At 27.8% G+C, this 12,973-nt stretch carries 15 protein-coding genes; all 15 read right to left on the bottom strand.

Annotated elements, in window-relative coordinates; translation table 11 throughout:
• Positions 1-45 precede the first annotated feature (45 nt).
• Complete coding sequence (gene zupT / locus ACYUEX_RS04145; protein ID WP_460286677.1) at positions 46-846, bottom strand: zinc transporter ZupT; 801 nt, start codon at positions 844-846, stop codon at positions 46-48.
• Positions 847-904: 58 nt separating this feature from the next.
• A complete protein-coding gene (locus ACYUEX_RS04140; protein WP_460286676.1) occupies positions 905-1,672 on the bottom strand; it encodes a TMEM164-related integral membrane acyltransferase in 768 nt (255 codons plus the stop codon).
• 117 nt (positions 1,673-1,789) lie between these two features.
• The gene (locus ACYUEX_RS04135) at positions 1,790-2,464 is read right to left on the bottom strand and encodes a hypothetical protein (RefSeq protein ID WP_460286675.1); all 675 of its coding nucleotides are present in this window, start codon (positions 2,462-2,464) and stop codon (positions 1,790-1,792) included.
• Positions 2,465-2,555: 91 nt separating this feature from the next.
• Positions 2,556-2,786 (bottom strand): hypothetical protein, encoded by a 231-nt coding sequence (locus ACYUEX_RS04130; RefSeq protein ID WP_460286674.1) that lies wholly within the window; start codon positions 2,784-2,786, stop codon positions 2,556-2,558.
• Positions 2,787-3,099: 313 nt separating this feature from the next.
• Positions 3,100-3,336 (bottom strand): DUF1292 domain-containing protein, encoded by a 237-nt coding sequence (locus tag ACYUEX_RS04125; protein ID WP_460286673.1) that lies wholly within the window; start codon positions 3,334-3,336, stop codon positions 3,100-3,102.
• Positions 3,337-3,521: 185 nt separating this feature from the next.
• Entirely contained in the window at positions 3,522-4,853 is a 1,332-nt protein-coding gene (locus ACYUEX_RS04120; protein ID WP_460286672.1) for a hemolysin family protein, read from the bottom strand.
• Between the two features lie 219 nt (positions 4,854-5,072).
• Positions 5,073-5,504: a Fe-S cluster assembly sulfur transfer protein SufU gene (gene sufU / locus ACYUEX_RS04115; protein ID WP_411168813.1), complete on the bottom strand. Its 432-nt coding sequence runs from the start codon at positions 5,502-5,504 to the stop codon at positions 5,073-5,075.
• A gap of 5 nt (positions 5,505-5,509) precedes the next feature.
• Positions 5,510-6,739: a cysteine desulfurase gene (locus tag ACYUEX_RS04110; protein WP_460286671.1), complete on the bottom strand. Its 1,230-nt coding sequence runs from the start codon at positions 6,737-6,739 to the stop codon at positions 5,510-5,512.
• Complete coding sequence (gene sufD / locus ACYUEX_RS04105) at positions 6,732-7,838, bottom strand: Fe-S cluster assembly protein SufD (protein ID WP_460286670.1); 1,107 nt, start codon at positions 7,836-7,838, stop codon at positions 6,732-6,734. The genes ACYUEX_RS04110 and sufD overlap by 8 nt, the downstream gene beginning before the upstream one ends.
• Complete coding sequence (sufB, locus tag ACYUEX_RS04100; protein ID WP_411168816.1) at positions 7,838-9,247, bottom strand: Fe-S cluster assembly protein SufB; 1,410 nt, start codon at positions 9,245-9,247, stop codon at positions 7,838-7,840. Before sufB ends, sufD begins: the two co-directional genes overlap by 1 nt.
• Before the next feature lie 16 nt (positions 9,248-9,263).
• Entirely contained in the window at positions 9,264-10,016 is a 753-nt protein-coding gene (sufC, locus tag ACYUEX_RS04095) for a Fe-S cluster assembly ATPase SufC (protein ID WP_460286669.1), read from the bottom strand.
• A gap of 236 nt (positions 10,017-10,252) precedes the next feature.
• Positions 10,253-10,645 carry an HsmA family protein gene (locus tag ACYUEX_RS04090; protein WP_460286668.1) on the bottom strand — a complete coding sequence of 131 codons (393 nt, stop codon included), beginning with the start codon at positions 10,643-10,645 and terminating at the stop codon, positions 10,253-10,255.
• A 114-nt stretch (positions 10,646-10,759) separates the two neighbouring features.
• Positions 10,760-11,197, bottom strand: coding sequence for a MarR family winged helix-turn-helix transcriptional regulator (locus ACYUEX_RS04085; RefSeq protein WP_411168819.1), 438 nt, complete (start codon positions 11,195-11,197; stop codon positions 10,760-10,762).
• A gap of 17 nt (positions 11,198-11,214) precedes the next feature.
• On the bottom strand, positions 11,215-11,766 hold the full coding sequence (locus ACYUEX_RS04080; protein ID WP_460286667.1) for a GNAT family N-acetyltransferase: 552 nt from the start codon (positions 11,764-11,766) through the stop codon (positions 11,215-11,217).
• A gap of 137 nt (positions 11,767-11,903) precedes the next feature.
• The gene (locus tag ACYUEX_RS04075) at positions 11,904-12,893 is read right to left on the bottom strand and encodes an alpha/beta fold hydrolase (RefSeq protein WP_460286666.1); all 990 of its coding nucleotides are present in this window, start codon (positions 12,891-12,893) and stop codon (positions 11,904-11,906) included.
• Positions 12,894-12,973: the final 80 nt, after the last annotated feature.

The raw sequence follows: 12,973 nt of genomic DNA, 5'->3' as shown, positions 1-12,973 counted from the left end.
TAAAAAAGATCGTCCAAATAACAAATATTTTGACAATCTTATTTTTTAAATAAATAATAAAAGGCTTACTGCCATTACTATCATTCCTAAAATCAATCCATATATAGATAGGTGATGCTCACCGTATTCCTTAGCTGCTGGTAATAACTCATCTAATGAGATAAATACCATTATACCTGCTACCATAGCAAATATTATTCCAAATGTTAAATCATTAAAATAATTTCTTAAAAATACATATCCTACAATTGCACCAATTGGTTCTGACATACCTGATAAAAAAGAATATATAAATGCTTTTTTCTTATCACCTGTCGCATAGTAAATTGGTACTGATACTGATATTCCTTCTGGAATATTGTGAATTGCAATTGCAACTGCTATTGGTATTGCGATTTTCATATCACCTAAAGCTGATACAAAAGTAGCTAATCCTTCTGGGAAATTATGAATCCCTATTGCTAATGCAGTAAATACTCCTGTTCTCAAAAGAGCATCTGTATTTTTTTCATCTTTACCTTCTGATGGTAGTACTTTAACTTCATGGGGATTTTCTCCACTAGGCACAAACTTGTCTATTATTGCAATTAAAAACATACCTGCAAAAAATGAAATTACTGTTATGTAATTTCCACCCTTTTCTCCTAAAGCTAGCACTAATGAAGCTTTAGCTTTACTAAATATCTCTATCATTGATACATATATCATAACTCCAGCTGAGAAACCTAAACTTATGGATAAAAATTTCTTATTTGTGTTCTTTGCTAAGAAAGCAATTAAGCTACCTATACCTGTTGCAAGTCCAGCAAATAAAGTTATTAAAAAAGCTACTGCTACATTGCTCATATTTTTATCCTCCATATTTTGTTTTATATACTTATATTACACTAAATACTATATCCCTTCAATTATAATCGTGTTTATTCTCTAAAACTTTTGACTTTCTATTAATTTTCTCTTCAAGTATCTTTACAAATAAATAGCAGCACCCCATATATACTATAGCTATTAATTCTAAATTTATAAAATAATTATAACCTTCTCCTAACCATTCTAATATAGTTCCCTTTGCAGCTAGGTTTGAATTAAAACTTACAAAAAAATAATTTGTTTCAAATATAAAATTGAAAAACCCCATAGATATACCTAAAATTTCTAATACTATAAATACTTCTATAACCTCTCTTTTATATAAATAATATTTATGTATTAAAAGAAAATATATAGGAATTATTATTATTGAAATATGAGATACCATAAATTGATAATATTTAAAATACATACTAGATAATGAAGTATCCATTGAGACTAAACTTCCTATCCCCCCCATTACTCCTAATATAATGACAAAATTAAATATTTTTTTATTCTTAGTAAATCCTAAAATAACACATAATATATTGCATATATAGCATAGATGTAAGGGTAAGTTATCTAATTTTATACCTATTATTGTCCATATTATTAAATAATATAGCATAAAAATAGCTAAAGATATAATGGTTAAAGAATACCTTATTAGCTTTTCAATTTTACTATTATTTCTTATTTTATTTTTATATATAATTAAACTTAGTAGTATTATTATCGTTATCATAATAGGTATAAATTGTTCGAAATTGTTCATATCATAGTCTTTACTTGGTCTTTGTAATATAAAAAATTCTTTCATAAATTTCTCACCTCTAATTTATGAATATGAAGTAAATATTAAAATAATTCTAAAAATAGGCCAGTATAACAAAAGCTATACTGACCTATATCAAATATTTAGGCTATATTTCTTACTTTAGCATTCTCTCCAGCAAGAATTTCTATGACTATCTCTATTTTTATTTCTATCACAATCTTTATCTTTATCTTTTTCACTCATCTTTTTTATGCACTTTATTATATCTCTAATTGCATCTTCACGACCCTTTTTAAATCCAACTCTAAATCCTTTTTCAAAACCTTCTTTGCAGCCTTTTTTAAATCCTTTTTCAAATCCTTCTTTAAAGCCTTTTCTAAATCCTTCTCTAAATCCTTTTTCAAATCCTTCTTTGCAGCCTTTTTTAAATCCTTTTTCAAATCCTTCTTCTTTACCTTTAATGAATCCACATTTGAATCCTTTTTTAAATCCTTCTCTAAATCCTTTTTCGAAGCATTCTCTGCAATTTCCTTTACTACACCTATTCTCATTATGCTCATGATCTTCGCATTTCTCATGATGTTCGCATTCCTCATGATGTTCATGCTTTTCACATCTTTCATGCTTCTTATGATGCTCGCATTTTTCATCATCTTCATCTTTATGATTATAGTCATAATAATTATCTTTTTCATAATAGTCATCATATTCATCGTATTTATTTTCTTTATCGTTATATTCTTCATAATTATTTTCTTCGTCAAAGTATTTTTCGTCATCATATTCTTGCATTTTCTTTATTAGTTCTTCTAAATTTTCATAATTCGCTTCCATCTTTTTTATCTCCTTGTTATATGATTTATAATACATAATATGACGATCTTCATTCTTTTGTTAATAATTTTTATAATATATATTAATATATTTATTCGTTTAATAATGAGTTCAATTCTCTAACTAATTTCTTAGCTCTATCTGGAAGCTTTGAAATAGCTTTTTCTCTCTTCTTTTCATCTTCTATTTGAGCTATTCTCATTACTTCTTGTTGAACCCCAGGAATACCATTGAAGTCAGACACTATTTTATTAAATCTTTCTGCAAATAAAGGATCTTGCATTCTTCCTTGAATCTTCCTTATTAAGTCATAAGCATTCATTATTTATTACTCCTACAATTATTGTTTTAATTTATGTTATTCATAAATAATTTTATTTGTTACCTTTCTTTATATAAAAAAGTGGACATATGCAAATTTACTTATTCCGTTGCTCCGCTCCAAGTCAACGCAAACTTACATATGTCCACTTACAAACTGAAGGTAAATAAAGTATAAAGCAAAATCTACTTTTTCAAATTGAATTGCTAAAAGTCTTATATAATCACATTTCCGAAGCTTTAAACTTTTATACTTTCCTAAATATTAAAAAATAAGCCAATGTATTACTAGAATACACTGACTTATTTTTATACTAAAACTTTAATTTTGAAGCTTGCTTAAACATATCTATCTCACTTTGAGATTCTACCTCACTTAAGCTTTCATTCCAATCTTTATCAAATTTTATCTTATATATTTCAATATGTGATCTGTCTTTAACTGGAGCCATTGCCACATACTCGTTACCACATATTAACCTTTGCTCTAATATTGCATAATCTATCTTTTTCCCATTCTCATCGTTAAAAGACATTATTTTTTCATTCATAATTAAATACACTCCTTTACTTTACTAAGTTTATTTTGCTTTAATAAAATAAATTTATGCACATTTAATTGAATTTTAAATATATAACTTTAATGCATCTGAACTAAATATTTTTGCGTAATATTACTCTCATTTATAGTATTTTTTATAATACTAAGAAGTATTATACATTAAAAGAACACTATTTATTCCTTAATTTCACTTCTATCTCTACTTTTGTCTTTATTATTTATAATTAAATGAACCTTATCTATTCTTCTTTCATCCAACTTTAATAATTTTAATGCTATATCGCCTTCCATTACCTCACAATTTTTAGTTGTAGTTGGAATCTCTCCAAGTTTTTCGATAAAGAATCCTCCTATTGTATCAGCAACTTCTGACTCTAATTCTATATCTAAATAATTATTAATATCTGATAAAGTCATTAATCCACTAACAATATAATTCTCATCATCTATTTTTTCAACATCTAGATTATCATCATACTCATCTAGGATCTCTCCCATTACTTCTTCTATGATGTCTTCCATTGTTACTATACCTGAAAATCCACCATACTCATCTATTAAAATAGCTATATAAGCCTTCTTATCTTTTAATTCTTTAAATACGTCATCTATGCTCTTTGTTTCAATAAAGAAACATGGCTCTTTTATTAGATCTCTTATTTTTACATTATCTATACCTTTTTCAACGATACTTGCAAATAAATCCTTCATGTGCAATATACCTATAATATTATCTATTTCTTCTTCATATACAGGTATTCTTGAGAAGTTTTCATCTAAGATAATTTTAATACAATCTCTAATATCATCATCTACATCTAATAAAAACGTTTCTGTTCTTGGTGTCATTATTTTTTTAGCTGTAGTATCATCAAATTCGATTATTCCATCTATCATTTCTCTTTCAACTTGATTTATAGCACCATTTTCTTCGCCAATTTCTATTAAGCTTCTAATCTCTTCTCTAGATATTCGTTCTTCAATTCCCTCTGTTTTAAATCCAAAAATCTTAAGAATAAGGTTAGTTGAAAATGATAAAAACCATATAAATGGTTTAGTTATTTTTGATATTAAAATTATTGTTTTTATAGAAAACATTGCAACCTTTTCTGAATTTTGAAGTGCTATTCTCTTAGGTACTAATTCCCCAAGAACTAGTGTTATATATGAAATAACTACTGTTGTTATAACTAATGCAATACTTTCACTATAAGGAATATTAACTTCCTTTAATATGTTTGCAAATCCAACTGAAATTGATGTTGCAGCTGATGCAGATGCAAAGAAACCTGCAAATGTTATTCCAACCTGTATTGTAGATAAGAAATTATTCGGCTCTTTTAGTATGTTTCTTAATAATCCTGCCTTCTTATTTCCTTCCTCTGCTAATATGTTTATTTTGGTTTTATTTAATGATACTATTGCCATTTCTGCTGATGCAAAAAATGCATTAATAATTACTAATATCAGAATTAAAATAAAACTACTCCCGGGACTTCCTTCCATTTATTCATTCTCCTTAAATTTAAAATATAGTGAGATAATTCTATCATATAAAAGCTTGTTCTTTCAAATACGTATTTTTAACACTACAGATTAAATAGTCTTAATTTTTTAAATTATTATAAAATACTTATATATATTAATCTATATCTTCTAAAACTAATGATTATTACATATGTCTATAATAAAAGGTTAGGAAATCAAAAGTTTCCTAACCTTTTATTAGCTTTCTTCTCCAAAAGCTTCCTTTAGTGTATGCCAAGCAAGTACTGCACATTTTACTCTAGCTGGCATATTTGATATATTTTTAAGAACTATAGCATCTTCTAAAGCTTCAAGCTCATCTTCATCATTTATTTCTCTTTTTATCATTCCAATAAATGTCTCTACAATGCTCAATGCTTCTTCCTTATTTTTTCCTTTTATTAAATCTATCATCATTGATGTTGATGCTTGAGATATTGCACATCCTTGACCAGTAAATGCTAAATCTTCTATAATATCTCCATTTAATTTTAGCTCTAAAGTTATTTCATCACCGCAACTTGGATTATGGCCTTTTTCACATAGGTCTGGATTCTCTAGCTTTCTTCTATTATGTCTTGAAGTGCTATGTTCCATTATAAGTTCTGTATATATAGCATTTAAATCCATTAATATTACCTCCATTTTGCAAACATATCATATGCTTGCTTTACTGCTTCTACTAATCTATCAACATCTTCTTTTGTATTATAAAAGTATATACTTGCTCTAGATGTTGCATTTATTCCCATATATCTCATTAGAGGTTGTGCACAGTGATTACCAGCCCTTATACAAACACCAAAAGTATCAAATATTGATGCTACATCATGAGGATGAACTCCTTCTATTTCAAAGGATAAAACTCCACCTCTTTTTTCAACTTCTCTTGGTCCATAAACTTTTACATATGGTAGCTTATTCATTTCTTCTAAAGCATAAGACATTAATTCTTTTTCTATTTTTTCTATATTTTCCATACCTATATTATTTAAGTAATCTATTGCTTTTGATAATCCTACTGCACCTTCAACATTTTGAGTTCCTGCTTCAAATTTATATGGTAATACATTAAATGTAGTTTCTTGTTCATATACATACTCTACCATATCTCCACCAAACATTAAAGGTGGCATTTTTTCTAGTAATTCTTTTTTACCATATAATACTCCTATACCCATAGGAGCTAATAACTTATGTCCTGCAATTACTAAAAAGTCTGCATTTATATCTCTTACGTCTACCTTCATATGTGGAACACTTTGCGCTCCATCAACTATAACTACAGCTCCTTTTGAATGTGCATATTCTGCAATTTCTTTTACTGGATTAACTGTACCTAAAGCATTAGATACATGCGTTATACTTACTAATTTAGTTTTATCAGTAATTTTGCTTTTTACTTCTTCTTCTGTAAGTTCACCATTTTCATCAGTGTACATATATTTTAGAATTGCACCTTTAGTTTTTGCTACTTGTTGCCATGGAATCAAATTAGAGTGATGTTCTGCAATTGAAATTACTATCTCATCACCTTCATTTATAAAGTTCATTCCATATGACATTGCTAAAAGATTGAATGCTTCTGTAGCATTTTTAGTAAAGATTATTTCTTCTCTATATTTTGAGTTTATAAATTTCTTAACCTTTTCCCTTGCTTCATCATAAGCTTCTGTAGCAGCAACACTTAAATCATATGCTCCTCTATGTGGATTCGCATTAAATTTTTCGTAATATTCTTTTATAGCCTCTATTACTTCCTTTGGCTTTTGTGTAGTTGCAGCACTATCTAAATAAACTATTCTTTTTCCATTTTTCTCTATATTTAGAGTAGGAAAATCCTTAAAAAAATCTTTATTATTCATTATCTAAACATTCCTTTATAGAAGCAAGAATTTCTTCCCTTGTTTTTTCATTCTCTATTTTATCTATTATAGGGTTAAATGCTCCTTCTATAATAACTCTTCTAGCATCATTATAGCTAAATCCCCTACTCATTAAGTAGAATAGTTTTCCTTCATCTATTTTACCTGAAGCTGCTGCGTGTTCTCCAGATACATCATCTTCTTCACAAAGTAGTAATGGAAGTGCTTTTCCCTTTACCTTTGGAGATAATATCATACAATATTCATCTTCAACTCCAACACTTCTTGAAGCTCCTCTTTTAAAATCAAGAGTTCCTCTGAATATTTTATTTGCTTCTCCTTTTAATGCTCCCTTAGTTGTTATTTCTGATTTACTTCTTCTTCCTTTATGAGTCATAACATAATTCATATCTATAATCTTCTTATCTCCACCTAGGTAAATTGAGCTAAGTGATGACTCTGAACTATCTTCAAGTAAATCACCATGATAGTTTGTAATACTGTTTCTTCCACCTAAATCTATTGAAACAAAATCAACTTTACCATTGTATCCAACATCAGAAAGATTTGAATCTAAATTCATAGTATTGTTATTTAATAAATTAACTTTAACAACTTGAATATTGCTATTATTCTTGCTAAAAATCTTACATACTCCGTTATGGTATCCTTCACTATCATCTAAAGAATTGTATTTTACTATTATTTTTGCAGATGATTCTTCTTCTGCAACTAGTAATATGTTATCAACTAATGTATTGTTATCTTTATCCATATTAAATTCTATTATTATTGGCTCTTCTATTTTTGCCTTTTTATCTATATTTATTATATAGCCTTGGTTAAATTCTATTTCACCTTGGCTTACTATTTCATCTGAAACTCCATAGATAAACTTCTTATTTAATGGAAATACATTTTCCTTATTCAGCTTTTCTATTGTTACTCCTTCTAAATATTCACCAGTTATTTTAACATTATTAAAGTTTCCTATTTCAGGAGCTTTATAATCTCTTAATGTTACATCATTAACATTTAACCAGCTTTTTGTTCTTACAGGAGTCTTATTTAAGTTATTAAATTTTAAATCATTAACCATTATCCAATGCTCCCTTCTAATTCAAGCTTAATTAAATTATTCATTTCTACTGCATATTCTAGCGGTAATTCTTTTGATATAGGCTCTACGAATCCTCTTACTATCATTGATTTAGCTTCTTCTTCGCTTATTCCCCTGCTCATTAGATAGAATATAGCTTCATCACTTATTTTACCTATTTTAGCTTCATGTCCTATTTCAACATCATCGTTCATTAAATCTATAACTGGTATAGTATCTGATTTAGATAAATTATCTAACATTAATGATTCACATGATACTACAGACTTAGAGTTGTATGCATTTGCATTTACTTTTACAACTCCTCTATAAGTAGCTTCTCCACCATTTTTAGAAATAGATTTTGAGTTTATTGTTGAAGAAGTATTTGGTGCTGCATGAATTATCTTAGCTCCAGTGTCCAAGTTTTGTCCTTTACCAGCAAAAGATACTCCTGTAAACTCGGCTCTTGCTCCTTCACCTCTTAAAATACTCATAGGATAAAGCATTGATATCTTTGATCCAAATGATCCTGATACCCATTCTATTCTTCCGTTCTTTTCAACTATTGCTCTCTTTGTATTTAAATTAAGCATATTCTTTGACCAGTTTTCAATTGTACTATATCTAAGAGTAGCTCCTTCTTTTACAAATAACTCAACACATCCGGCATGAAGGTTAGTCATATTATATTTAGGTGCTGAGCATCCTTCTATGAAGTGAAGAGTAGCTCCTTCTTCAACTATTATTAAAGTATGTTCAAATTGTCCTGCACCTGGTGAATTTAATCTAAAATAAGATTGCAGTGGTATATCCACATTAACACCTTTTGGTACATATACAAATGATCCACCTGACCATACTGCTCCATGAAGTGCAGCAAACTTATGATCACTTGGTGCAACACATTTCATAAAGTACTCTTTAACTATATCTTCGTATTCTTTAACTGCAGTTTCCATATCTGTATAGATTACACCTTGCTTAACAAGATCTTCTCTTATACTGTGATAAACAACCTCTGAATCATATTGTGCTCCAACTCCAGCTAATGATTTTTTTTCTGCTTCTGGTATTCCTAAAAGATCAAAAGTCTTCTTAATATCTTCTGGAACCTCTTCCCAGTTTTCATTAAGCTTTGATTTTGGTCTAACATAAGTAACTATATTATTCATATCTAACTCATCTAATGATGGTCCCCAAGTTGGAAGCTTAATTTTATTATATATATCAAGAGATTTTAATCTAAATTCTCTCATCCATTCTGGTTCATCTTTTTCTTTGGATATAGTTTCTACGATTTCTTTTGTTAATCCTTTATCAGCTTTAAAGTCAAATCTGTCTTCATTTTTTACATCGTAGACACCTCTATCCATATCATCTACATAAGTCTTTTTCTTTATTTCCAAAGTGCTCACCTCCACACTACATTGCTGCTTCTGATTTAAAAGCTTCATATCCATTTTGTTCAATTTCTTTAGCTAATGTTGCATCTCCTGTTTTAACTATTTTTCCATTAACTAAAACATGAACGTAATCAGCTTTTAAATTTTCAAGTATCTTAGTATTATGTGTTATTATTAAAACTCCATTTTCTTCATTTGCAAACATCTTTATCCCTTGTGAAACTATTCTTATAGCATCAACGTCTAATCCTGAATCTGTTTCATCTAATATTGCAAGCTTAGGATTTAGCATAAGCATTTGTAAAATTTCATTCTTCTTCTTTTCTCCACCTGAGAAACCTACATTCAGGTATCTTTTTGCATATTCATTATCTATTTTTAACTCTTTCATATTATTCTTTAAGTCTTTATCAAACTTTAAGAATTTAAGTAATTGTCCGTCCTTTGCTGTTTTAGCACTTCTTATAAAGTTTTCAACAGTTATTCCTGGAACTTCTTCTGGATGTTGGAATGATAAAAATAATCCTTTTTTCGCTCTTTCATCAGTTTTAAGTTCTGTAATATCCTCACCCTCGAATGTAACTTCGCCCTCAACTTGCTTATATTTTGGATGAGCCATTAATGTATTTGCTAGTGTTGACTTTCCAGCACCATTTGGTCCCATAATTACATGTATTTCACCTTTTTTTATTTTTAAATTTAACCCCTTTAATATTTCCTTTCCTTCTACCGCTGTCTTTAACCCATCTATATTTAATAAAACATCACTCATATTTACATCTCCTTAATTTTATATTTAAGTTTATTTATATTTAAGTTTATTTAATTCTTATTAGTTCACTCTGAATTAATTATATCATACTAAACTGCTCAGATTTAATCAACTAATATTTTTTTTAATTTGACTTATAATTCCTAATTATTATTTAATAACTTTTATTATCTTAATTTTTCTACTTTTTATTTTCTTATAAAATAAAGGCTTATTCAAACGAATAAGCCTTACTTTTACATCATTCCTATTATCATACCAACTACATAAGGTACTAACCAAACTAACCAAACTGTAATACTAAATTTATGAAATGTAGCTTTTTTCTTTTCATCATTTTTATATAAAACCCATGTTGCCCATCCAGCATGAAATAACATCAATACTATAGCTAATGCTCCAGTAATACCATGTATTGTTTGAGAAATATTAGATGCCTCTTTTATTCCTTCTTGTGCTATTTTACTCATTGTTAATGTTCCTAATGTATCAAAAATTAGACCTAGCCAAAAAATTATGACATGCTTTTTTTCTAAGCTTTTTGCTTTCCTTTCTCCAAATACTCCTATTGTATAAAATACTAGAGCTAATGTTATTGTTACTATAGCCAAAATTAATTTTGAATCCATTTTTCATCCCTCCAACTTTAGTTTGCACACAAACTATTTAGTTCGTATGCAAACTATTATAATCTTTAAATAGAAATATGTCAATAAGATAAATTAGTTAAATACTAATATATCTTATTGAATATTTTTTATTTTATTTTTTATCCTTCTTAACTCCTCCATTACTCTTTGCCCTTCTTCATCAGTAAAACTATCAAACACCTTATCAAAGCTTTCGTTTATTTTACTTCTAAATTCTTTAGCAAATTCTAACCCTTTACTAGAAAATCTAACATAAGTATTTCTTTTATCTCCTTCATGTTTTATTTTCTCAACATATCCCATTAACTCTAACCTCTGTACAATTCCTGAGACTGTTCCTTTTGCTAAAGACATTTCTTCACAAAGTTGTGAAATTGTAACTTCCTTGTTATGTCCAATTATTTTTATAACCATTATCTGCTGATGGGTTAATCCACTATCTTTTAGGCTACTACTTATTATATTCATTGTATTTGCATATATCTCTTTTATTAACATGGCCATTTCAAAGGAATCAAATTTACTCTTCATATTCTCCTCCATATTATCTATAATTCTTTTACTAATACATATCTTCTTAGTCCACCATATTTAATTTTATCTCTTTTAATTTCATATCCCAAATTTTTAAATGTATTCACACTATATTTATTATATGGTGATGCTGTTGACGTTAATAGCTTAACTTTTTCATTTCTTGCTATATCTTCAACCTTCCCACAAAGTATTTTTTGAAGCCCATTACCTCTATAGTCACTTCTAACTACAGTTGATTCAACTTGTCCTACATCAAGCAACCTTTCACCTTCTAAGTCTAAATCATAACCATAGTTTCCTTTTTCATATCCTTTTTTTATATAAACTGCCATTGCAATTAAATCATCTTTTTCATCTAAATATCCTATTACTTTTGCTCCCTTTTCGAAATACTCTATAAATTCTTCTTTATCAGTTGGAGCATATAATTGCTTATCTTCTAGGTCTTCCATTATTATGTCTTGTAATTTCATTATTTCTTCTATATAACTTAAATCAAGCACTTTGTGACTTGCTTTTACTGTACTTCCACTTTTATTTTTTAACATTAGTATATCATGCATTGTAGTATACCTCCTTACAAATTATATAATATCATATTTTAATAGTAATAATACTCTTTATAATAAAAACAGGAATATTTCTTTATATATCCTGTTTCATTTAGATAACTGCTTTATTATTTTACTAATTTCATATATTAATAAGTTTTATCTTTTAAAAAATCAAATATTTTTTCTATATATGGAATTAGTATATCGTCATTTTCTAAATAAAGTTCATGTTTTCCATTCTCAAATCTAACTAATTCACAGGATTTACACTTCTTAGAAAATTTATTCTCTCCCTTTTTGCCAACTAGTGAATCTTTCCCTGCCTGAAAAATTAAAACTGGTATATTTATTTTAGATATATTTTCTTTTTTAAATATAGATTTAATTGCTTTAAGTGATTCATATAGCCATACGAAAGAGCCTCCACCTCTTTGAATATTTGAATTACATATTACTTCTTGATAGTAACTCCTATACCTGTTCTCATTAGATGTATGTGAAAATAAAAAATCATAAGTACTTTCAAAGGGCATATTCCCAAATATAAACTCATCTCCCTTACCTAGTAAAATAACTATTTTACTAATTATTCTTGCCAAGAAATTAGGTATTCTACCTATTGATATTTCTAGCATTGGAGAAGACAATACGGCTTTTTTAAAATAATCTGGGTATTTTTCTAAAAACATTGCACCTATAGCTCCCCCCATAGAGTGAGAATATAAATATATATTATTACTTTTTTTCACTACATTATCTATAAATTTTTTCAAGTCATCAACATAATAATTAAAATCTTCAACATTAACTTGAGTTTCATGTCTTTTACCTAAGTTTCCTGATCTACCATGTCCCCTATGCTCCATTATAAAAACAGAATATCCTTCTTTTATAAAGTAATATATTATTTCTGTGTACTTTTCTATACACTCTGTAAATCCATGAGAAATAATAATTTTGCCTATTTCATTTTTCACTTTAAATTTTTCATAATATATTTTTAAGTTATTTTCTCCTTTAAAATGTCCCTTTTCTCTTATATATTTAAGATGACTTTTTACATTTTCAACTATATCTTCATCCATTCCAAAATTATAGAAATATTCTCTTTTATTGTTTATATCTTTAGCTTTCATATCCAGCACCTCTATATACAATAATCCTTAATATTTTGTCTCTTTTTCTAGATTCTATTCCTGAAAAGTCCTATATCCTT

This window comes from Clostridium sp. CTA-7 (assembly GCF_054768095.1).
This window is presented reverse-complemented; position numbering and strand designations above follow the sequence as displayed.